The following is a 21530-nucleotide window of genomic DNA, read 5'->3' on the forward strand; positions in this document are numbered from 1 at the left end:
TTTACTCCATCATCTTCTCAATCGGCAGCACCAGAATGGAGCTGGCACCCAGCGTTTTCAGTTTTTCCATGGTTTCCCAGAACAGCGTTTCGCTGCTGACCATGTGCATCGCCACCCGGCTCTTGTCCCCAGCCAGCGGCAGCACGGTAGGACGTTCGGCACCCGGTAGCAGAGAGATAATCTCTTCCAGACACTCGCTCGGCGCGTGCAGCATGATGTATTTCGACTCACGCGCCTGAATCACCCCCTGAATACGGGTCATCAGCTTGTCAATCAGTTCCTGTTTCGCTGCGGGCATTTCACCATCGCGCTGGATAAGGCAGGCTTTGGAACGGTAAATCACTTCGACTTCACGCAGACCATTTGCCTCAAGCGTTGCGCCGGTCGATACCAGGTCACAAATCGCATCGGCCAGACCGGCACGGGGAGCCACTTCAACAGAACCGTTCAGCAGACACGACCTGAAAGCCACGCCCTGTTTGTCAAGATACTTCTTCAGCAGGTGAGGATAAGAGGTGGCGATACGGGCGTTTTGTAAACATTGTGGTCCGCTATATTCATCATCCACCGGCATCGCCAGCGACAGGCGGCAGCCGCCGAAATCAAGACGACGAAGCGTGAAATAACGTGGGTCTTCTCCCTGAGCACGGCGGGTCAGCAGCTCTTCCTCCAGCACGTTCTCACCGATGATGCCCAGATCAACCACGCCATCCATCACCAGTCCGGGAATATCGTCATCACGCACCCGCAGGATATCAATCGGCATGTTCTCGGCGAAGGCAATCAGACGCTGTTGTTGCAGATTAATTTTGATACCGCAGCGGGCCAGCATTTCGCGTGAATCATCGCTTAAACGGCCAGATTTTTGCATAGCTATGCGTAAACGGGTGTTATCTAACATCGGTCATTATCCTCTTTTCCTGTAACCAGTTCTGCCTTGCAGTTCATCCATACGGGCTGAAAGTGTCCCAAAAAAAAGCCCCCGGAAGATGATCTTCCGGGGGCTTCTGTTGCGTTCTGCACCACTGGAAGATCCTGAATGTCTTCCAGCACACATCGCCTGAAAGACTAGTCAGGGTGATGGTGATGATGGTGGTTGAACTGAACGCGAGTCATAAAATAATCCTGGATGAATGAGTATTCATATCGTGACGACTAACCTAACCAGATTGCAGGCCGCGTGCAACGTTTTTTTGTCAACGTTGAAAGATTCTCTCATCATCTGCTGATTGTCACCGAATAATGGCTGGCGTAGTTTGGCGGTTATCGGTACGGATGGTCACAGGAGTTACAGGATGAAAAGAGTTGCGATAGTGGGTTTAGGCTGGCTGGGGATGCCGCTGGCCATGTCTCTGATGGCGCGTGGCTGGCAGGTGGCTGGCACTAAAACCACCGCCGACGGCGTGGAGGCCGCGAGAATGTGCGGCGTGGAAAGTTACTGCCTGCGACTGACGCCGGAACTGATTTGTGAGGTGGATGAGCTGGAAGCGCTGTTAAAAGCCGATGCGCTGGTGATTACCTTACCGGCCAGTCGAACGGCGCAGGGCGGGGAAGCTTATCTGCTGGCAGTCCAGCAAATCGTTGACAGCGCGCTGGCTTATGGTATCCCCCGCATTATTTTTACCAGCTCTACCTCTGTTTATGGCAATGGTGGGGTAATGAAAGAGAGCAGCCCGCTTGAGCCGGTTACCGCAGCCGGTAAGACGCTGAAGGAACTGGAAACCTGGCTGCATCAACTGCCGGGAACGTCGGTGGATATCCTGCGCCTCTCCGGGCTGGTGGGGCCGGGACGTCATCCGGGGCGCTTTCTGGCCGGAAAAACTGACCTGACTGAGGGCAGCCATGGGGTAAATCTGGTGCATCTGGATGATGTCACCGAAGCTATTACCTTGTTGTTACAGACGCCAAAGGGCGGGCATATTTACAATCTCAGCGCGGCAGAACATCCTGCCCGCAATAAGTTTTACCCCGCTGTTGCCCGTCAGCTGGGCCTCGCAGCTCCCACCTTTGTTGCTGAAGATCAGACCAGCAGGGGAAAAATCATCGACGGCAGCAAAATTTGTCGGGAGCTGGGGTTTGAATACCAGCATCCCGATCCCGCCAGGATGCCGTTACAGTAATAAGTCATGCTGTCACCCGGCTGACATGCCTGCCGGTGACCCCCTGTCTGCGCTGCGGGCGCGGTGACCGGGATGGCGGGCATTAATATCAGCCCACTCCCGGTGCTGCTTTCATTGGGTTCACCACTGCCCGCACCTGAATACGCCTGATGTGGCAAGTTATAAGTAACATGTCGTTATTATTTATTCCGGGGAATGTGCGAGGTGTCATTATCGTTAATCTGAATATTACCCGTTGGTAAATAACAGTTGATTTACTTTTCTTCTTTCAATGCCAGGCACCATACTTTGGCTGTTTTATTTCCAGACCTGAAAGTCCCGGTCTGCTGCGCGGTATCGATAAATGCGCGGTGGCAGAAACCGCTATCCTCAAACCTGCATTCCATTTTACCAGTAAAACCGGCTACCGATCGGCGTGTTTGAGCATTGAGGGCGGGGGATAAAAAGTCAGCCCGCCATTAGTGAACGATGCAATTCAGCTACCTGTACACGCCGGGAAAATCACCGCCGTACTGCCATTTATCGCTTTGTAAAGGGAATCGGCCCGGCGGGTATTTTTCCTTGCGGTTTGCAACAGTGTTTTAATATTTTAACTACATGAAAATCAATAAATTGTGCATTTTGCTGTGTCTGTTTCTGGCATGTTTCATTTCTTTACATTCTCTTTTCAAATCACAGCGATTATACTGCCTCTGGCAAGCAATTTTTTGAAACATATTCCGGTTATTAATTTTGACACACAGAGTTCTGAACAATGTCTGTAAGTAAACATCCCAACATTGTTATTGCAGGAGGGGGCTTTTTTGGTCTTTATATTGCAGAACAGCTGGCATTAAAAGGATGTCACGTCACCTTATATGAGATGGCGAAGTCATTAATGTCGAGAGCGTCATATGTTAACCAGGCGCGCGTCCATAATGGTTACCATTATCCCCGAAGTGTTCTCACTGCGCTGAGATCGCGGATTTCTTTCCCTCAGTTTGTTAATGAATTCAGAGACTGCGTAGACAGTGATTTCGAGAAGTATTATCTCATCTCCAGTCATCTGGGGAAGGTCAGTGCAGCACAGTTCAGACAGTTTTGTGGCCGTATTGGTGCTTATTGTGAAAATGCGCCAGCAAAAGTTCAGCGGCTGGTTAATCCGGCGCTGATTGACGCGGCTTTCAGCACGACAGAATACGCATTCAATTCCCATAAGCTGCGTGACACGATGTTGGAACGTTTACAGGCAGCCAGGGTTAATGTGGTTAATGAAGCTGCGGTAAAGAGAGTCACGCAGCGGGGTGCAGGTCTGGTCGTCACGGTGGCAAGAGGCAATGAAGAGGAGGAGGTTTATGCCGATCATCTCTTTAACTGCACCTATTCCCGCATTAATTACCTGCTTGACGCTTCAGCCATCGAACTCATCCCGTTTCGACATGAAATGACAGAAATGTGCCTGGTTGACGTGCCGGATGAACTGAAAAAAATGGGATTTACCGTGATGTGTGGGCCTTTTTTTTCGGTGATGCCTTTTCCGTCAACAGGCTGTCATTCCTTCAGCCATGTGCGCTACACGCCTCACTATCAATGGGAAGACCAGACCAACGCCCCTTACCATGATGCCGGGCAGAAATATGACACAGCCCGTAAAAGCACCGCGTGGCGATACATGATTGCCGATGCCCAGCGCTACATCCCTTTGTTAGGTGAGTGCCAGTATAAAAAGTCCATCTGGGAAGTGAAGACGCTGTTACCCCGCAGTGACTCCGATGATTCACGGCCAATTTTGTTCCGCGCCAACCATGGATTGCAGGGCCTTCACTGCATCATGGGGGGGAAAATAGACAACATCTATGATGCCCTTGCGGAAATTGAGCGGGTGATAAGGTTGAATTAACGTGATGAAAAGTGAATCTTTTGTATCAGTTGTGATTGTAGTTCAGTCTGCTTTACAGGATTTACATCCGACCCTGTTGCAGGTGTATCAGGTTCTCGACCACCATTACAGCGACTATGAAATAGTGATTATCGCGGCGGGGATCCATTCCACCAGCGCGCAGGCTGAAGATGCCGTGCTGAAAAACATCCCAGGTGTGCGTATCATCCATCTTTCAACCGAAGTCAGCATCGATGTTGCGCTGGCTGCCGGTCTTGAGAATGCGATTGGTGATTTTGTCGTGCTGTGGAATCCCTGTGCCGATCCGCTGGAGGCTATCCCGGAGATGGTCAGTCAGTGTCGCAGCGGCAAGGATTTGGTAATTGGGGTGACAACGCGCACCAAATCGCTCTCATACCGTTTCATGCGTATGGTGGTAAACAAGGCGCTGCGCGCGATAGGTTATGATTTGCCGGAAAATTCTACCGCCATGCGTTGCCTCAGCCGTCGGGCGGTCAATGCGGTCACCCGCGTCGGACGTTTTCATCACCAGTTCTATTTACGTATTCAGAAAACAGGCTATCCCGTAGGTATTTACGCCTACGTTCCGCTTCGTGAAGCGGAGGGGATGGGAATGTTAAAAACGATCCGGCGTCTGCTGCGTCTGATGGTATTTAATTCATCGAAGCCTTTACGCTGGATGTCCGGTATTGGTTTTTGCGGCAGTCTGGCCGCATTTATTTTTGCCACTTACAGTGTGCTCATTCATTTACTGGATGGTCACGTTGTTGAGGGATGGACGACACTGGTTTTCTTCATGTCGCTACTGTTTAACCTGCAGTTCATCATGATGGCCTTTTTTGGCGAGTACCTGGGACGGCTGCTGGATGAAAGCAGTGCTCAGAGCGAATATGCGGTGGTATATGAACGTCACAGCGATGTGATGCTGAATGCCGATCGTGTCAATGTATTAAGTGATGCCGTTTCGCCAGAAAATAACTGGGTGCAAACGGGTCGCGACAATTGATTTCGGAGTGTTGAATGGATGCTTTAATTGGATTTAATGGTTTTGTTGGTTCAACCCTGCTGAGACAAAAAGCGTTTCAGGCATTATTCCGCTCAACAAATATTGCTGATATTTGTGGTCAGTCTTTCGATACCGTGGTTTGTGCCGGTGCGCCCGGACAGAAATGGCTGGCTAATAAACAGCCTGAAAACGATCGTGCCTGTATCGATTCGCTGATTGAAAAAATTAAAACCGTCAGCTGCAAACAATTTATCTTGATCAGCACCGTGGATGTTTTTAACAACCCGCAAAACATTGATGAGCAGAGTCCGGTCGATGAGGCGCAGTTACAACCTTACGGTTTACACCGTCGTGAGCTGGAAAAATTCGTGGAAGCGCATTTTCCGCAGTCACTGATTGTCAGACTGCCTGGTCTGGTGGGGCCTGGTCTGCGAAAAAATATCATTTTCGACTTCCACAATAATAACAATGTCGAACAGATTGAAAGTCGAAGTACCTTTCAGTTCTATCCGATGATAAATCTTTGGTATGACATCGAAATTGCATTAAGCAATCAGCTGAAACTGCTGCACCTGACTGCTGAGCCGGTCTCCGTTGCAGAAATCGCCAAAGCCGGATTTGGCATGACGTGTACCACGCAGCTGGACCGCAAACCGGCTGATTACAACATGCAAAGTCGCTATGCCTGTTTATTCGCTGATAAATATGAACACTATCAGTACAGCAAGCGTGAAACATTAATGGCGGTAAGAGCCTACGCGCAGTCGGAAAGTAAAAAGGGATAACGACAGGTGACAAAATTATCTTTTTCGAATATAGCCTGGGATGTCTCTGAAGATAATCAGGTTGCCGCGCTGCTCAATCAGTACCAGTGTGATGCGATTGATATTGCACCGGGCAAATATTTTCCTGATGTCGTCAACGCGACTGATGAGCAAATAAAGACGGTGAGTGGCTGGTGGCGCGAGCGGGGAATATCCATTGTCGGCATGCAGTCGCTACTTTTTGGCACACAGGGGCTTAATCTGTTTGACGCGGCTGATGTCCGTCAGCGTATGCTCACTCATCTTGAGGCAGTCTGCCGCATCGCTGCGGGCCTGGGTGCCACACGGCTGGTGTTTGGTTCACCGAAAAACCGCGACAGAAAAAATCTCTCCGATCAGCAGGTAGCAACCACGGCTATTGATTTCTTTCGTGCTCTGGGCGATATCGCCAGCAAATATTCCGTCATCATTTGTCTGGAACCCAACCCTGTCTGTTATGGTGCGAATTTTATGACCACCACCCATGAAACCGCTGAGGTGGTGATGGCCGTTAATCATCCTGCGATCCGTATGCAATTTGATACCGGTGCGGTGACGATTAATAATGAAAATCCTCTGGCGCTGCTGGCGCAGTATCATCAACTGATTGGTCACATTCATATCAGCGAACCTGGCCTGGTGCCTGCGGGTATGGGCGAGGGCGACCACCCTGGTTTCAGTCAGGCAATCAGTCGTTATTTGTCCTCTGACTATGCCACTATCGAAATGCTGGCGACGGAACAACAGCCTCATCTGCAAGCGATTGAAAAGGCACTGGCGTTTGTCACCACGCACTACGCAGCCATCAGATGAAGTGGCTGATCCTGATATTAGGTATTGCCTCAAATGGTTCTGCCAGCGTGTTGATTAAGCTCGCCATGACGCCACCGAGAAAATTCCCATCGCTGACTGAGCCGCTGGCGGCATTACATAACTGGCCTTTCTGGCTAGGCTTGGGCCTGTATGGCATGGCATTTGTTTTATATGCTGCCTCGCTCGCCTTTTTACCCCTGAACGTCGCCCATCCGGTTCTGACATCGGGTGCCGTGGCCTGCGTGGCTCTGCTCTCATTCCTGATCTTTCGTGAACCGTTCTACTGGACCACGGCAGCGGGAATAGCATTGGTGATTGTCGGAGTTATTTTAATAACAACCAAAGTGAAATAAGGCATTAAAAAAATGGAAAGAGTTATCTCCGATAAAAGCTGGCAGGTGCCTGATTATCAGGTCACGTTTTGTCAGGACAAAAAACATGCATATTGTGTTGTTATTCCTGTTATCAACGAAGGCGAAAGAATTACCAACCTGTTAAGCCGTATGACCGCGATTAATATTTCCTCTCTTGCTGATGTGATTATTATTGACGGTGGCAGTAACGATGGTTCTCTGGCAGAAGAAAAATTAAAAAATAACCATGTCCGTACACTGCTGGTTAAAACCGGTGCGGGTAAATTAAGCGCACAGCTGCGCTGTGCTTATGCTTTTGCACTTGAGCAGGGCTATGAAGGCATCGTGACCATTGATGGCAACGATAAAGACGATCCTGAGGCGATACCTCGTTTAATCGATGCGCTGCAACAGGGCTATGATTTTGTGCAGGGCTCACGATTTATTAAAGGCGGCGTGGCAGAAAATACACCTGTGTCACGTTATCTGGCTATTCGCGGCATCCATGCGCCATTACTCTCTGTCGCGTCGGGATTCCACTGGACTGACACCACGCAAGGCTTCCGCGCCTACAGCAGTAAAATGTTAGCTGATGCCAGGGTTGCTCCTTTTCGGAATATCTTTAACAGCTATGAATTACTCGCTTATCTCTCCTACCGGGTGCCGAAACTGGGATATCGCTGTGCTGAGTTAGCCACGGTGCGGAAATATCCTAAAGGGGAAGTGCCGACTAAAATAAGTAGTTTCAGAGGGAATTATGCGGTGTTAGAGACATTGCTTTCTGCCTGCCTGGGTAAATACAATCCGAAAGGACAGTAAATCATGTCGCAACCAATCATTCATTCTGATAATAAAATGTCAGATTTTAAACTGTTTGCCATTATTTTTGGCGTGATGTTTGCCTATCTGCATCCTGCACAATTTAATGGCAGTACGCTTCAGACCCTGGAACAATGGATGAATATGACCAACCATATGTTTCAGGGGCAACAGGATTTTCTTTTCAGTTATGGCCCACTGTTCTGGATAACCGGTGGGACCGTGGCGCAGTACAGCGAATTTTCATACTGGATTTCGCTGGTATTTATGAGTCTGGTAGCCTCGCTGTTCTGGTTTTATTTGATCAGATTATTGGCATACTTTTCTGCATGGATTCCCTTTGTCGCGGTGGTTTTTCTCTATCTTTATCAGATAATCATTCCGACAAACTTTTTTATGCTCACGCTTTTCCTGGTGGTGGCCTGGTATGAATGCGTACGCAAAGGCGTGTTAAGTCCGGCAACGGTGGTGTTACTCGCTGTTATTGCGGGAATGTTGTTTTACGTCAGATTTGTTTACGGAATGACCGCAGTGCTGACTCTCGGTGCGTATCTTTTTTCCCGTGCGGTTTTTGACAGAAAAATAAAAGCGCTGTGCCTTTTCTCTCTGTTTGCGTTGTCAGCCTACCTGGTTTTTGGTCTGTCAATTTTTCATCATCTCCACAGTATAAAAGATTATGCCATTATCAACTCCCAGCTCAGTTTTGGTAATGCTGTTGATATGACATTAGATAATGTGTTGGGGAAAGATGTCTGGCTGGCTATATTTGTCATTTTCCTGGTAACCAATATATTCTTAATCCTGAATTACCCGGCAATGGTATTAAGTTTTAATATTTTGCTGTTGGCTATGGTTAAATTAGGCTTTGGGCGTGCCGATCATTATCCGGGTTATTTTATTATGCCCGTTTCCGTCATGGTGATGGTGATTTGCTTTCACTACAAAAAACTGTGGCGCGGCGTGTTTGCGATAACAATATGTTCTCTGATTTACATATCAAGCGTGCCCATCGTTTCCGGTTATTTACCTGCGGTTCCATTTTTTACCCATGAAGATTTTTTAGTCTCACCGGAGGCAAGGGCTGCACAAAAATATCATGACTATCTGTTGCCAGACGATGTTACTAATCTGATTGGTGCAAAGTCTGTTGATGTTTATCCGTATAATAATGAGTTCCTGCTGGCTAATAGGTTGAATTATCATCACCGACCTCTTTTCCAGAATTTTATGACGCTCACTCCGAAGCTGGATAAATTAAATCAGGCATTTTTCGAGAGTGACGACAAGCCAGACTTTGTATTATGGCACGCCTCGACATTCTGCCCGGGTCAGAACTGCAACAGCTTTGAGGGTTTTGATCATAAATATGCGCTCAATGAAGATCCGCTAACCAGCACCGCTGTGATGCTTAATTATCATGTGGTGAAGAGTTTCTATGTTAATAACAAGCCGGTGATGTTACTGCAACGCAATGCGGATACCCGGACTTTCCAGCCGCCTGCTGAAGAGAACCACCGTGCCGCTTTCGGCCAGTGGATCACCATCCCTGACAGTGCGGACGGCCTGGTCAAAATTTTCCCGGTGTTTAAACTGACCGCACTTGCCCGGTTACAAAATACCTTTTATCGCGGAGGTGTGCTCTACGTGCACTATCTGATGGCAAACGGTGAGGAGAAGAGTTATCGCCTGAATATCCTGAACTCCGTCAGCGGCGTAGTGGCCTCACCGCATTTAGATGCGTTTCCATATCACGGAGAGAGGGTAAGGAAAATCAAATTTACCGTTTCTTCAGATGACTATTTTGCCAGCGATTTCAGTTATGCCTGGGGTGAAGTCCCGCTGAAGGGAATAAACATTGAACCCTCGGCAGGGGAAAAGTTAAACCATCTGCAATACGACAGCGAAGTCAGCGTAAACCAGTGCACAGGTGTGATCGACTCGGCGAAAGTGTCCACTGAGAACGGCGAGTCTGAAATATCGATACAGGGCTGGCTGGCACTCACCTCGCCAGCTTTGTCTTCTCCTGACCGGGTTTTTATTCGTGGAACAGATGCTAAGGGAGAGGCGTATTTTATTACCACACAAATGGTGGCGCGGGGGGATGTCGCGGAGAGTTTAAAAGAGAAATCCTTACTGAACGCTGGCTATAAAGTCTTGTTCTCTTTGCCGGCCAAAGCCAGTAATAACGTGCTGAGTCTGGTGGCGCTGAAGGATAAAAAACTCTACCGCTGTGACAGCATTAACTACCACTATTAATGAAACACAGGCAGCCCTCTTCAGCGGGCTGCCGTTTTTCACCGGCCTAGTCTGTCGCGAAGCGAATACCATGCGGCGCCCATTGCGGTCAGCGGGACGCGGAGCCGACGGCCGCCGGGGAAGGGCAGATGAGGAAGTCGGGTAAAAGCGTCAAAACGCTGTGGATTGCCTTTTAACGCCTCTGCCACCAGTTTTCCTGCCAGATGAGTAAAGGTGACACCATGACCGCTGTCGCCCTGAATATAAAACACCTCATTCTCCAGTCTGCCAATCTGTGGCATCCGTGAAAGCGTCAGCAGGAAATTGCCGCTCCAGGTAAAGTCAAATTTGATCCCCGCCAGCTGGGGGAAGGTTTTCAACAGCTTTGGCCTGATTAATGACTCGATATCCTGTGGTTCGCGTCCGCCGTAAATCACCCCGCCGCCATACAGCAGCCGGTTGTCTGCGGTCAGACGGAAATAGTCCAGCAGATAGTTGCAGTCCTCAACGCAGCGATTGTTGGGGAGCAGCGCCAGCGCCTGATCGGCGCTGAGGGGTTCGCTGGTGACAATCTGCGAGCCACAGGGGATGCTCATGCGCGACAGCCTTGGCTCGAGGTGGGGAGCGAGGTAAGCATTTCCGGCAAAGATAACAAATTTTGCAGTGACGGAGCCGCGAGCGGTGGTGATGCGATGCGGGCGTCCGTAATTAACGGCGGTGACTTCAGACTGCTCATAAATACGGCCACCGTGGCGACGGATAGCCTCTGCCTCTCCCAGCGCCAGATTCAGTGGATGCAGATGTCCACCACGATGATCCAGCAGTCCGCCCACATAACGTTCGCTGGCAATTTCCCGCTTAATGGCGGCCTGATCGAGGATTTCGAGTTCGTGATTGCCATAGTGTTGCCAGCTTTTGCGCTGTGCTTTCAGATGTTGCAGCTGCCGTTGATTCAGTGCGGCGAAGATGCCGCCGGAACGATAGTCACAATTGATGGCATAGCGCTCAATCCGGTCGCGGATAACCGATGCCCCCTCGAACATCATGCTGCCAAGCAGTCGGGCGCTCTCCTGACCATAGCGTTGCTCAATGACATCCACATCACGGCTGTAGGAGTTGACCACCTGGCCGCCATTCCTGCCGCTGGCACCAAAGCCGACTTTAGCCGCTTCCAGCACCACCACATCGTATCCGGCTTCGGTCAGAAACAGCGCCGATGAAAGGCCGGTAAAGCCGCCGCCAATAATGCAGACATCACACTGGATATCGTTGACCAGCTGCGGCCAGGGAGCGTGAGGATTTGCGGTTGCGGCATAGTAACTCTTCACGTGATCCATAACTCCCTCCTGGTGATTAGCGCCGGTTCATAAGGTGGCCGGCGTATGTGCGCTGATAATCCGGCATCGCTGCGCCGAAGAATTGGTAAAACTGTGAGGATTGCCGGTATCAATGACGTAGCTTTGTCCGGCATGCAGGTGAAAACTCTGCCCCCCTATGGTCAGGGTGATTTGTCCCTCCAGCAGGGTGCCTGTCTCTTCGCCCTGATGACGGATTTTTTCGCCGGTGGTGGCGCCTGGCTCATAGGTTTCCAGTAGCATAGCCAGCGTACGCTGTGGATTGCCGTTGTGGATCAGCCGCAACGACACGCCCTGACTACCAATATCAATCAGATCCTGTTCATCAATCACCACCTTGGGTGTTTTAGCCTTCACCGGCTCAGAAAAAAATTCCGACAGCGAAAGGCCGTAAACTTTTAACAGCTTCTGTAAGGTACTGACCGCCGGACTGACTTTGTCCTGCTCAATGGTGCTGATAGCACTGTGCGTCAACCCGGAAAGCTCTGCGACGCGCCGCTGTGACAATCCCATCTGCTGCCGGATTTCTGATAAACGACGTCCGGGAGCCAGACTGCCTTCGTTCATAGCCCGGTTTCCTTTTGATAACGCCCGCAGGCGTGAATAAATCCATCAAACAGCCTGCGTGACAACGCCGATGTCTCACTTTGCCATTCCGGGTGCCACTGCACCGCCAGCGCAAAAGGATGTTGCCGCAGGCTGACGGCCTCAATCAGGCCATCGGCAGCCCGTGCCTCGACGCGCAGAGGTGGCCCGGGCATGCGGATCCCCTGCTGATGCAGCGAATTGACCCAAAATTGCTCACTGTCTCCAACCAGCTCAGACAACAGACCGCCCGCTTCGATCCATACTTCGTGACAGGGTGCGTACTGCTGGTCGAGTGGCAATGTATCGTCTTCACGATGCTCCTGATAATTTCCCAGCAGATGCAGCTGACGATGAAGCGTGCCGCCGGTGGCCACCACCAGCTCCTGCAAACCCCGGCAGATAGCCAGTAAAGGCATTTTTCTGGCCGTCACCGCATCGATCAGTGCAAATGCCAGGCTGTCGCGGCCAGGGTCGGCATAGGCTTCATCACCGCTTTCACCGTAATGATGGGGTTCAATATTGCTCGGACTGCCGGTGAGTAAAATTCCGTCCAGCCGGTCCAGTGCGTTGTCCAGCAGCCCGGCTGCTGACATCAGGCCGTGGGGAAGGGCAACAGGTATGCCCCCGGCCTGCAATATCGCGTCAACGTATTTATTGTGTACCGTCAGCGTGGGATGACCCTGATAGTTTATCTGGCACATCATCACGCCTATCAATGGCTTGCTTACAAGAGTCTCCATGCCGCGTCCCCCGTTTTGTTCAATATATCAACCAGGAAAAGGTGCTGCCGGTACTGTGCTGTGCAAAGTAATGTCAATCTTAACCTTGACAGAGCAATATTTAAACGGATTTACTGGCAAAATAAAGACTCATGTAACATTTGCACACTTTTTGTGTTAGCGCTATGTTAGACGAGTGGCTGTTATTTTGAGCATGACTGATAACTAAACGAAGCGGGTGAGACGATGACTAATCTTGTCGAAGTGGAAGATTTCACGAGGCACAGTGAAGAGAAACGAACCAGCGCGTTCCAGCATGAAGTTAACGCTTATCTGGAACGCCATCCTGAAACGCAGCATGTCGATATCCTCCTTAACGATCTGAATGGTGTCTTTCGCGGTAAACGCATCCCTGTCTCTAATCTCCTTAAACTGGAAAAAGGCTGTTATTTCCCTGCCTCCGTCTTTGCGATGGATATCCTCGGCAATACGGTGGAAGAAGCCGGCCTGGGCCAGGCGCTGGGTGAACCGGATAACATCTGTCTTCCCGTAGAAGGGACTCTTATTCCTTCCGCCGCTGATCCGCAGTATCTTGCGCAGGTGCTGCTCACCATGCGCAATCAGGATGGAACTCCCTTTGACGCTGAACCCCGGAATGTACTGAATCGCCTCTGGCAGCAGTTGCGCAACAGAGGACTGTTTCCGGTGGTAGCGGTAGAGCTGGAGTTCTATCTGGTGGACAAGCAGCGTGATGCGGAAGGCTATATTCAGCCACCCTGCACACCGGGAAGTGACCAGCGTAATATGCAGAGCCAGGTTTACTCCGTTGATAATCTTGACCACTTCTCGGCGGTGCTTAATGAGATCGATGAACTGGCAAGAGAGCAGGGCATCCCGGCAGATGGCGCGCTGGCCGAGGCGTCCCCCGGACAATTTGAAATCAATCTGCATCACACGCAAAACGTACTCAGTGCCTGCGACCATGCGGTGCAACTGAAGCGGCTGGTACGTCAGGTGGCGGAAAAGCACGGCATGAATGCCACCTTTATGGCAAAACCATATGAGGAGTACGCCGGTAGTGGGATGCATATTCACGTCAGTATGCTCGATGCCGCCGACCATAACGCCTTTATTAATGATGACGGCAGCAACTCCCCGCTGCTGAAGCGGGCGCTGGCCGGAATGATTGACCTGATGCCTGCCTCAATGGCGTTGCTGGCACCCAACGTCAACGCCTTCCGCCGTTTTCTGCCGGATGCCTTTGTACCGTTACAGGCGTCGTGGGGCCATAACAACCGCACCGTGGCGTTGCGTATCCCCTGTGGCGATAGCGACAATCACCGCGTGGAGTATCGCGTGGCGGGAGCCGACGCTAACCCTTATCTGGTGGTGGCTGCGGTGCTGGCGGGCATCATCCATGGTCTGGACAACCAGTTGCCGTTGCCGCCTGCGGTTCAGGGGAATGGTCACGAGGTGGAGGGCAATCCGCTTCCCACCCGCCAGAGTGATGCGCTTTATGAGTTTGAACAAAGCTACCCGCTGCAAAAATTGCTGGGAGAGCGTTTCGGTTTTGTCTGGCACAGCTGTAAGCACCATGAACTGATGCATTTTGAGCGGTTGATCACCGCCACGGAAATAGACTGGATGCTGAAGAACGCCTGAAAAAACCGCGCCCGTTGCACCTTCAGTCAGCAAAGAAATTGCGCCTGGCTGGCTTAAGCGCTTGTCTTCCTGCCTGTCGGTGGGGCAGAATGTGCCCCCTGCAAAATATCCGTAACCGACGCTTATTGATTGCGTCGGTTATTTTTTTGTAGCCGGCATGACCGGGCAGCACATAGCCATTCACGTTAAACACACACACTTGTGTCTTGTTGAGGAATAAAAGATGGGACAGCATTTCATTACTCCGGCAGCGGCCGGAAAGCATCTGCGTGACGATTACGGCGCGACAGCGGCTTTCACTTTCATCCCCGCCTGTCTGTCCATTAATAAAATAAAGAAAAACAGTCGCCTGACGCGAAGTTTCCCTGTGATTCAACCGACAAAGGTTGAAGCTCAAGGGAGGCTGAATCATGTCGCTTAATCCTCAGTCATCCGCTGCCGCGCCGCGTGCGCAGTTGAAAAAATCGCTGACGTTGCTCCCCGTAGTGATGATGGGGCTGGCCTATATGCAGCCAATGACCCTGTTTGATACTTTCGGCATCGTATCCGGCCTGACCGATGGTCACGTGGCCACCGCTTATGCTTTCGCGCTGATCGCGATCCTGTTTACTGCACTGAGCTATGGCAAGCTGGTTCGCCGCTTCCCCTCTGCCGGCTCGGCCTATACCTATGCTCAGAAAGCCATCAGTCCGCACGTCGGTTTTATGGTGGGCTGGTCATCGCTGCTCGACTACCTGTTTATGCCGATGATCAATATTCTGCTGGCTAAGATCTATTTTGAAGCGCTGGTTCCGGGCATTCCGTCATGGATCTTTGTGCTGCTGCTGGTTGGTTTTATGACCTTATCCAACCTGAAAGGCATTAAAACCGTCGCCAATTTCAACAGTGTGATTGTGGTGTTGCAGGTGGTGGTGATGGTGGTGATTATGGCGATGGTGATTTATGGCGTCGCCCACGGTGAAGGTGCCGGGACGCTGGTCAGCAGCAAGCCATTCTGGTCTGACAATGCCCATGTGGTGCCGATGATCACCGGAGCCACCATCCTCTGCTTCTCGTTCCTGGGTTTTGACGGTATCAGTTCACTGTCTGAAGAAACAAAAGACGCCGGTCGGGTGATTCCAAAGGCCATCTTCCTCACTGCGCTAATTGGTGGGGTGATTTTTGTGGTGGTCTCCTATTTCCTGCAACTCTATTTCCCGGATATTTCCCGCTTCAAAGATCCGGATGCATCCCAGCCGGAGATCATGCTTTACGTGGCGGGCAAGGCCTTCCAGTTTGGCATTCTGATTTTCTCCTGCGTCACCGTGCTGGCTTCCGGTATGGCGGCTCACGCCGGTGTGTCGCGTCTGATGTATGTCATGGGCCGTGATGGTGTCTTTCCGGAGCGCTTCTTCGGCTACATTCATCCGAAATGGCGCACGCCAGCACTCAATGTGCTGCTGGTGGGGGCGATTGCGCTCAGCGCTATCACCTTCGATCTGGTCACCGCCACGGCGCTGATCAACTTTGGCGCGCTGGTGGCTTTCTTCTTTGTGAACCTGTCGGTTATTTCACAATTCTGGATCCGCGAAGGTCGTAACAAGACGTTGAAAGATAACATCAACTTTCTGCTGCTGCCACTCTGTGGCGCGCTGACGGTCGGGGCACTGTGGGTCAATCTTGAGGAAAGCTCAATGATCCTTGGCCTGGTGTGGGCTGCGATTGGCCTGATTTATCTGGCTTTTGTTACCCGCAGCTTCCGTAATCCGGTGCCACAGTGTTCTGAAGAGCCGATGTAACGCCGTTTACCTTAACCGCCATCCCCGGGGATCACCTTTCTGTGGATGGCGGGTTGTCTGTCTCAGGACACCAGTTCGCGGGCGTACTCAAAAAGCGCCTTCAACTGATTCATTTTCACTTTATCCCCTTCATACTGCGTAAAGAGCATTTCCAGCTGTTGCAGATAATCCTGTACCCGTTGCGGGCTGAGTGCGTCGCGGCGATGCTGTAACCAGCGATGCTGTTCAGCTTCATCCAACGTACCGGGAAAATTACGCGCGCGATAACGGAAAAGCAGCTTTGCGATCCGCGGGTCATTGAAGGTTAAATCGAGCGCCGGTAAATGCTCGGGCGCAGTTTGCTGAATAATATTCATTGCAGTGCGGTCAGCGTCGCTGAAAAAACCGTCATAAAGTTGAGCATCGACGTTGTCTGACGACACAAAAGGCTCCGCACCTGCAAACAACTCCACCACTTTCTCGCGGATTTCCGGGTGCTGACGTAACAGGGTAAGGTTATCGAGGCAGCGCTGGCGCTCAATGCCCAGCCGTTCTGCGTCCTGCGGGCGCAGGGTGTTGCCCGGAGCCAGTACCGGGCATTTATTGATATGGACCAGCTTGAGTGGGACCGGAGAAGCATCCCCCAGCTGATCCCTGCGGGTATAAAGGCGCTCACGCAGCCTGTCGGCATCCAGTTCCAGTAACGGTGTAAGATCGCCCGCCAGATCGCAGGTGATTAATGCATTTTTATTGACCGGATGCCACGCCAGCGGCGCTATCCAGCTGGTGTTACCCCGAAATGCGCCGAACATACCGGAGATATGCACCAGAGGTTTCATCTGCGGGATATCGATAAGCTGCATGATTTTCTGTTTGTTACGATGGCTGAACAGAAACTCATACAGGCGGGGTTGTTGCTCTTTTACCCGCTTTGCCATGGCAATGGTGGCCCAGACGTCGGACATCGCATCGTGGGCGTTTTGATGCGCCACGCCGTTCGCCTGGGTCAGATGCTCCAGACGAAAGCTGGGAAAGCCATCATCATTTTCCGGCCACTCAATTCCTTCGGGACGCAACGCATAGCAGGCACGCATCACATCCAGCAGGTCCCAGCGGCTGTTACCCTGTTGCCAGCTCCAGCCGTAGGGGTCGTAAAAGTTGCGATATAACAGATTACGGGTGACTTCATCGTCAAAACGCACGTTGTTATAGCCCACAATACAGGTGCCCGGCTGGGTAAAAATTTGGTGGATCCGGCGGGTGAATGCCGCCTCATTTGTCCCTTTCGCAAGGGCTTCCTGCGGCGTGATCCCGGTAATCATCACCGCCTCTGGCTGCGGCAGATAGTCATCCGCGGGCTGACAGTAAAAGACTTCCGGTTCACCGATGACGTTAAAATCCATGTCAGTACGCACGGCAGCGAACTGGGCAGGACGGTCCAGCGACGGGCTCTGACCAAAAGTTTCATAATCGTGGAAGAGGAAGGTTGGCTCTGTTTGCTGGTCTTTCACTGTATTCAATTGCCCACGATGGTTAGTTTATGTTGTTGTTCTACCTGGTTTTTCACCCCTGCTTATTGTACGTGGCACATTGAGTACAGGGTGAGCACAAAATATTATCATGGCTGTCAGCGACACCAGGCAGCGTTCTTTCTATGGTAAACCATATTCTGGCGCACCGGAAATAACAGATTCCGGCGCTGCGGGGACGAGGATAACACCAGGTGGGGTGACTGACAGGAATCAGGCAACCGCCTGTACCGGTGCGTTCTGTAATCAGCTGCTGCATAAGCTGCCAGAGGGCATAATCCGGATAAAATTTCAGATGGCTGAGGGTATTTATTGATGTGTGTCTGTCGATGCCTGATACAGCGCTGGATAATTAATCTAATGCAGGAAGCAGCCCACAGAGTGGGCTGTTAAATTTGGGTAATACTCATCCTGTACTTCATCTGATGATATACAAAATCAACACAGCCACGCCGGTTATAAAATAGCATATCCCAGTAAACATCCACATCCTTGACAGATATAACATCCAACGACTCACAGTGATTTCATTTTCACTAAAAAATGAGTAAGCAGGATTATCACGGCTGAAGAAATATATGCGCTTATTTTTACTAAAATTAATGAAAAATCTGCACGCCTGGTATGCGCCAAAAAAACCAACCATATGATAAAAAGAATATGGGGGAGGGAACTCATGTTTTTTCAGGAAAAGCGAAATCAGATGGTCATATTTACCTCTGTTGAAAGCGTACATCCAGCGGGCCGGGCCGATTCACCACACAATATCCGTGGGCTATATTACGCGCCATGCTTCCGTGCTCCGTTCGTTATTAATTAACGTTGTTGATTGCCGTCAATGGCAGTACCAGAACTGTCGAAAAAAACTGCGGTAAATATAAACAATCCGGCTGCATTACGCAAAAATCCTGAAGTAGCGATTCAAATCCTGTCGGGGCTCTGTTGCCGTCTGATTACGTAAATCAGTTCCGGCCCAGTGCGGTAATGATACAGAATTGCTGTTACGTGTTATCTGAACGCAGACGGTCAGCAACTGTCGCTGGCGTAACGTTAATTCTTTCTGATGGCTATTTTAATGCAAATTTTAGTTCCATTATTAATTAATGAAGTTTATCTGACGGAAGATGTTTAATACATTTTTCATATTTATATTAATGCCATTTATTATTTTAGGGTTTAGGTTTTTTATCCGCCGGTGTAAATAAAAATACCTGATTTAAGATATTGGCTATTGCTATGGTGTTAAATCTTGCATTATTTCCTGTTAAATATAAACAGAGAATGAATAAGATAATTAAAACGCTTTTTAAAGCTTGTTTTTAGTATCTTATTAATGCATTTTTGCTTAAAAAATCAGAGGGTGGTTGCAATGCAGAATCAAAAAAGTAGCATGTGCTTATATACGGTTATACTCGGTGGCTACGAAGAGTTAAACGAATTACCATCTGAAATTGCCGCAGGCAGCCTGGCAAAAGTTTGTTTTACCGACGACCCAACCCTGACCAGTAAAACGTGGGAGATTCGTGTGGTGAAACCAGCATTCCCGATGGACAGGGTACGCAGTCAGCGTATGTTGAAAATATTACCTCACCGTTTTGTGCCCCAATTTGAGCGTTCACTGTATATCGATAATACCATCTGCCTGAAGCGTAACCCTGCGGAAATCATTAATACTTTCTGTGAGAACAGTGATATCTCTGTGCCTGCGCACTCCTTTCGGGACCATGTATATGAAGAGTTCCTTGAAGTTGCCAGAGGCGGGCTGGATGATTCCGCACGGATTTTCGAACAGATGAATCATTATCAGATAACCCACAGTGAAGTGCTGAAATTAAAACCCTACTGGTCAGCAATACTGGTCCGAAATCATATGAAAAGTGATGTGATCGATTTAATGGAGAGCTGGCACAGGCAGGTTTTGAGATACAGCCGACGCGATCAGCTTTCACTTAATTACGCCGAGGCAGAAACCGGCGTTAGCATAAACCCCATTGAGATTGATAATTACTCTTCAACATATCATCAGTGGCCGATCTTTAAAAAAAGAGACGTCAGCAAAAGACTATGGTCGCCAGGCTTGTTGGGGGGGATGACACTTTTTGAAAAAATGGAGCAGGCAAAAAATCTGCAACTCTCTCTCGACAACAAAGTTCGTCAGCTGGTGGATGATTACGCCGAAATAAAAGAGAAGTATTTACCCAAAAGAGCACCAGAAGGATTTACCCAGGAAAGATATTACCAGCTAAATCCCGATGTGGCCGCTGCCGGGGTGGACGCGGTTCAACACTATCTGAGTTTTGGCTGGCGGGAAGATCGGAAATGGAAATAGCAGTCGGGCGGAATCAGCTCCGCTAATTTTCCCGATGTTATCAGTCAGGTGCCCGATTATGAATCTGATTCGGGCCCTGTTAAGCCATTAAAATAAGCCCATACCGGGCTTATCAGTTAGCCGTCGGGGCGAGCCCCGATTTTGTCTGTCCCGATCCTTGTTCAGCTTGCCAGGTCTCGCTGCGCAGATGATGAAGACAGCACCTTCTTACCCAGTAAAATTCCCGGTTTCTCCACGAATTTAAACAGCAGGGCCGCCAGCGCATAGGTTACCGGGATGCTAATCGCGCAGACTGCTGCAAAACGCAGGATATCGCTGCTGCTCGCCAGGCCGGTATGGCGCAGCAGCAGGGCAATGCAAGGGATCACGATCAGCAGATGGAGCAGATAAACGGAGAATGACACGTCACCAAGCCAGGTACTGAGGCGGTTATTCAGCAGGCTGCGCGGTACGGCAATCAGGCGTGCGGTTACACTTCCCTCAACGTGCTGCCAGAGAATGGCCGCCATAGCCAAAATCATCAACACTTCCATCACAATTTGCAGCGGGATCGGCTGTGGTCCAATAATCACACTCGCCACCGGGCCGAGCAGGGCGAAGGCGACATAGCGCAACGCTTTGCGCCGCACCGCTTCCGCCAGTAGCATTCCGGAAATAAACATATTGAGTTTAATCAGGATCATTGAGGGCATTTCGAAAGCCAGATAATAATCCGCCAGCAGATAACGTCCCACGCAGCACAGGGCAATAATGCTAATCAGGGCGGTGGCATAGCCAAAGCGCATCACTGCCAGCATGATAAACGGGAACAGCAGATAGAACTGCATCTCCAGACCAATGCTCCAGTCAGGCAGCACCGTGTTGAAACTCCAGGCGGGCAGCATTCCAAACAGAAAACTGAAATGTGTCAGGATGTTTGCCAGCGATTGATCGCTGTAACGTGAACTTTCGGTTGAGGTTCCGGCATAAAACTGAGCGATGGTATCGCGCATTTCGCCAAACCACGGACCATAAATCATCGCCACGATCAGCAGTAAATAGTAGAGCGGGGCAATACGAAAAAAGCGGCGTGTCCAGAATTTCCTGATAGTACTGGCGCTTTGCCAGGGTTCTTTATGCTGACGTTCGACGTAGTTTTTCGCCATCAGGTAGCCGGATAGCAGAATAAAAAGATCAACACCGATACCCGGTGAGGAAATCAGCGTGATATGACAGTGAGTCAGCAAGCTGATGTGGCCTACCAGCACCCAGAGCGATGCAATACCGCGCAGCCCTTCCAGTTCGGTGGACCAACCCCTCGAAGAAGACATATTTAACCCTTAAGTTAGTGTTTTGCAGATAAAGGGTAAAATAGTTGTAACAATTGGCAAGCCATTATGTTCCGGAAGTAAAATTTATCGGATTATCCCTGGCACGACCCCGCTGACAGGTTGACATGGCAACAGATAAAGAATCAGCATGTCAGAGGCGCTAATCGGCTGAAAATTAATATTTTCTTGCAATTTACTCACCCAATTTATTACGGGATCCCGTACAACAGACTGTTTTTTACTACAGCCGATT

At 50.2% G+C, this 21530-nt stretch carries 19 protein-coding genes, 1 pseudogene and 1 other annotated feature; of the genes and pseudogenes, 12 read left to right on the plus strand and 8 right to left on the minus strand.

Annotated features, from left to right (window positions below):
- Position 1: 1 nt before the first annotated feature.
- The gene (gene hisG, locus AC3RPL_RS06645; protein ID WP_034937716.1) at positions 2-901 is read right to left on the minus strand and encodes an ATP phosphoribosyltransferase; all 900 of its coding nucleotides are present in this window, start codon (positions 899-901) and stop codon (positions 2-4) included.
- Positions 902-971: 70 nt separating this feature from the next.
- Positions 972-1093 (minus strand) — a sequence feature (His leader region).
- Positions 1069-1116: a his operon leader peptide gene (gene hisL / locus AC3RPL_RS06650; RefSeq protein WP_100396937.1), complete on the minus strand. Its 48-nt coding sequence runs from the start codon at positions 1114-1116 to the stop codon at positions 1069-1071. (Overlaps the previous feature by 25 nt.)
- Before the next feature lie 179 nt (positions 1117-1295).
- Here hisL and AC3RPL_RS06655 point away from each other — a divergent pair, with 179 nt between their 5' ends.
- The 8 genes from AC3RPL_RS06655 to AC3RPL_RS06690 all read left to right on the plus strand — a co-directional run bounded on the left by AC3RPL_RS06655 (position 1296) and on the right by AC3RPL_RS06690 (position 10049).
- Positions 1296-2120: an SDR family oxidoreductase gene (locus AC3RPL_RS06655; protein ID WP_490739387.1), complete on the plus strand. Its 825-nt coding sequence runs from the start codon at positions 1296-1298 to the stop codon at positions 2118-2120.
- Between the two features lie 754 nt (positions 2121-2874).
- A complete protein-coding gene (locus AC3RPL_RS06660; protein ID WP_490739388.1) occupies positions 2875-3999 on the plus strand; it encodes an FAD-dependent oxidoreductase in 1125 nt (374 codons plus the stop codon).
- Positions 4000-4003: 4 nt separating this feature from the next.
- Positions 4004-5005 (plus strand): glycosyltransferase, encoded by a 1002-nt coding sequence (locus AC3RPL_RS06665; protein WP_490739389.1) that lies wholly within the window; start codon positions 4004-4006, stop codon positions 5003-5005.
- Between the two features lie 14 nt (positions 5006-5019).
- Entirely contained in the window at positions 5020-5790 is a 771-nt protein-coding gene (locus tag AC3RPL_RS06670) for an NAD-dependent epimerase/dehydratase family protein (RefSeq protein WP_490739390.1), read from the plus strand.
- A gap of 6 nt (positions 5791-5796) precedes the next feature.
- A complete protein-coding gene (locus AC3RPL_RS06675; RefSeq protein WP_490739391.1) occupies positions 5797-6621 on the plus strand; it encodes a sugar phosphate isomerase/epimerase family protein in 825 nt (274 codons plus the stop codon).
- Complete coding sequence (locus AC3RPL_RS06680) at positions 6618-6974, plus strand: DMT family transporter (RefSeq protein WP_034937697.1); 357 nt, start codon at positions 6618-6620, stop codon at positions 6972-6974. Before AC3RPL_RS06675 ends, AC3RPL_RS06680 begins: the two co-directional genes overlap by 4 nt.
- Positions 6975-6986: 12 nt before the next feature.
- Complete coding sequence (locus AC3RPL_RS06685) at positions 6987-7793, plus strand: glycosyltransferase family 2 protein (RefSeq protein ID WP_490739392.1); 807 nt, start codon at positions 6987-6989, stop codon at positions 7791-7793.
- Between the two features lie 3 nt (positions 7794-7796).
- A complete protein-coding gene (locus tag AC3RPL_RS06690) occupies positions 7797-10049 on the plus strand; it encodes a hypothetical protein (RefSeq protein ID WP_490739393.1) in 2253 nt (750 codons plus the stop codon).
- A 38-nt stretch (positions 10050-10087) separates the two neighbouring features.
- Here the strand turns inward: AC3RPL_RS06690 and AC3RPL_RS06695 are convergent, their stop codons facing one another.
- Genes AC3RPL_RS06695 through puuD form a run of 3 tightly spaced genes read right to left on the minus strand, consistent with a single transcriptional unit; the run spans position 10088 to position 12711 of the window.
- Positions 10088-11365, minus strand: a complete 1278-nt coding sequence (locus AC3RPL_RS06695) for an NAD(P)/FAD-dependent oxidoreductase (RefSeq protein ID WP_490739394.1) — start codon at positions 11363-11365, stop codon at positions 10088-10090.
- 27 nt (positions 11366-11392) lie between these two features.
- Positions 11393-11950: an HTH-type transcriptional regulator PuuR gene (puuR, locus tag AC3RPL_RS06700; protein ID WP_034937682.1), complete on the minus strand. Its 558-nt coding sequence runs from the start codon at positions 11948-11950 to the stop codon at positions 11393-11395.
- On the minus strand, positions 11947-12711 hold the full coding sequence (puuD, locus tag AC3RPL_RS06705; RefSeq protein WP_490739395.1) for a gamma-glutamyl-gamma-aminobutyrate hydrolase: 765 nt from the start codon (positions 12709-12711) through the stop codon (positions 11947-11949). Before puuD ends, puuR begins: the two co-directional genes overlap by 4 nt.
- A gap of 225 nt (positions 12712-12936) precedes the next feature.
- Between puuD and AC3RPL_RS06710 the strand changes: the two genes are divergently transcribed.
- Positions 12937-14352 carry a glutamine synthetase family protein gene (locus AC3RPL_RS06710; RefSeq protein WP_490739396.1) on the plus strand — a complete coding sequence of 472 codons (1416 nt, stop codon included), beginning with the start codon at positions 12937-12939 and terminating at the stop codon, positions 14350-14352.
- A 22-nt stretch (positions 14353-14374) separates the two neighbouring features.
- Here the strand turns inward: AC3RPL_RS06710 and AC3RPL_RS06715 are convergent, their stop codons facing one another.
- Positions 14375-14764 carry a hypothetical protein gene (locus tag AC3RPL_RS06715; protein WP_490739397.1) on the minus strand — a complete coding sequence of 130 codons (390 nt, stop codon included), beginning with the start codon at positions 14762-14764 and terminating at the stop codon, positions 14375-14377.
- On the opposite strand from AC3RPL_RS06715, the gene AC3RPL_RS06720 reads away from it, so the two are divergent.
- Entirely contained in the window at positions 14763-16130 is a 1368-nt protein-coding gene (locus AC3RPL_RS06720) for an APC family permease (RefSeq protein ID WP_490739398.1), read from the plus strand. The genes AC3RPL_RS06715 and AC3RPL_RS06720 overlap by 2 nt on opposite strands.
- A 62-nt stretch (positions 16131-16192) precedes the next feature.
- Here the strand turns inward: AC3RPL_RS06720 and sbcB are convergent, their stop codons facing one another.
- Positions 16193-17620 carry an exodeoxyribonuclease I gene (sbcB, locus tag AC3RPL_RS06725; RefSeq protein ID WP_490739399.1) on the minus strand — a complete coding sequence of 476 codons (1428 nt, stop codon included), beginning with the start codon at positions 17618-17620 and terminating at the stop codon, positions 16193-16195.
- Positions 17621-17729: 109 nt separating this feature from the next.
- Between sbcB and AC3RPL_RS06730 the strand changes: the two are divergent.
- Positions 17730-17840, plus strand: a pseudogene (locus tag AC3RPL_RS06730) (hypothetical protein); the annotation flags it as partial.
- A 1167-nt stretch (positions 17841-19007) separates the two neighbouring features.
- Entirely contained in the window at positions 19008-19967 is a 960-nt protein-coding gene (locus tag AC3RPL_RS06735) for a glycosyltransferase domain-containing protein (RefSeq protein ID WP_490739400.1), read from the plus strand.
- 161 nt (positions 19968-20128) lie between these two features.
- On the opposite strand, the gene AC3RPL_RS06740 is transcribed toward AC3RPL_RS06735, so the two are convergent.
- Positions 20129-21277, minus strand: a complete 1149-nt coding sequence (locus AC3RPL_RS06740) for an acyltransferase family protein (RefSeq protein ID WP_490739401.1) — start codon at positions 21275-21277, stop codon at positions 20129-20131.
- Between the last annotated feature and the right edge of the window lie 253 nt (positions 21278-21530).

The organism is Erwinia papayae (genome assembly GCF_058241465.1).

What these genes read in the sequence shown, in the direction of transcription:
- hisG (WP_034937716.1), bottom strand. Translation starts at nt 901, where the DNA reads ATGTTAGATAACACCCGTTTACGCATAGCTATGCAAAAATCTGGCCGT.
- AC3RPL_RS06655 (WP_490739387.1), top strand. Translation starts at nt 1,296, where the DNA reads ATGAAAAGAGTTGCGATAGTGGGTTTAGGCTGGCTGGGGATGCCGCTG.
- AC3RPL_RS06660 (WP_490739388.1), top strand. Translation starts at nt 2,875, where the DNA reads ATGTCTGTAAGTAAACATCCCAACATTGTTATTGCAGGAGGGGGCTTT.
- AC3RPL_RS06665 (WP_490739389.1), top strand. Translation starts at nt 4,004, where the DNA reads ATGAAAAGTGAATCTTTTGTATCAGTTGTGATTGTAGTTCAGTCTGCT.
- AC3RPL_RS06670 (WP_490739390.1), top strand. Translation starts at nt 5,020, where the DNA reads ATGGATGCTTTAATTGGATTTAATGGTTTTGTTGGTTCAACCCTGCTG.
- AC3RPL_RS06680 (WP_034937697.1), top strand. Translation starts at nt 6,618, where the DNA reads ATGAAGTGGCTGATCCTGATATTAGGTATTGCCTCAAATGGTTCTGCC.
- AC3RPL_RS06685 (WP_490739392.1), top strand. Translation starts at nt 6,987, where the DNA reads ATGGAAAGAGTTATCTCCGATAAAAGCTGGCAGGTGCCTGATTATCAG.
- AC3RPL_RS06690 (WP_490739393.1), top strand. Translation starts at nt 7,797, where the DNA reads ATGTCGCAACCAATCATTCATTCTGATAATAAAATGTCAGATTTTAAA.
- AC3RPL_RS06695 (WP_490739394.1), bottom strand. Translation starts at nt 11,365, where the DNA reads ATGGATCACGTGAAGAGTTACTATGCCGCAACCGCAAATCCTCACGCT.
- puuR (WP_034937682.1), bottom strand. Translation starts at nt 11,950, where the DNA reads ATGAACGAAGGCAGTCTGGCTCCCGGACGTCGTTTATCAGAAATCCGG.
- puuD (WP_490739395.1), bottom strand. Translation starts at nt 12,711, where the DNA reads ATGGAGACTCTTGTAAGCAAGCCATTGATAGGCGTGATGATGTGCCAG.
- AC3RPL_RS06710 (WP_490739396.1), top strand. Translation starts at nt 12,937, where the DNA reads ATGACTAATCTTGTCGAAGTGGAAGATTTCACGAGGCACAGTGAAGAG.
- AC3RPL_RS06720 (WP_490739398.1), top strand. Translation starts at nt 14,763, where the DNA reads ATGTCGCTTAATCCTCAGTCATCCGCTGCCGCGCCGCGTGCGCAGTTG.
- AC3RPL_RS06715 (WP_490739397.1), bottom strand. Translation starts at nt 14,764, where the DNA reads ATGATTCAGCCTCCCTTGAGCTTCAACCTTTGTCGGTTGAATCACAGG.
- AC3RPL_RS06735 (WP_490739400.1), top strand. Translation starts at nt 19,008, where the DNA reads ATGCAGAATCAAAAAAGTAGCATGTGCTTATATACGGTTATACTCGGT.
- AC3RPL_RS06740 (WP_490739401.1), bottom strand. Translation starts at nt 21,277, where the DNA reads ATGTCTTCTTCGAGGGGTTGGTCCACCGAACTGGAAGGGCTGCGCGGT.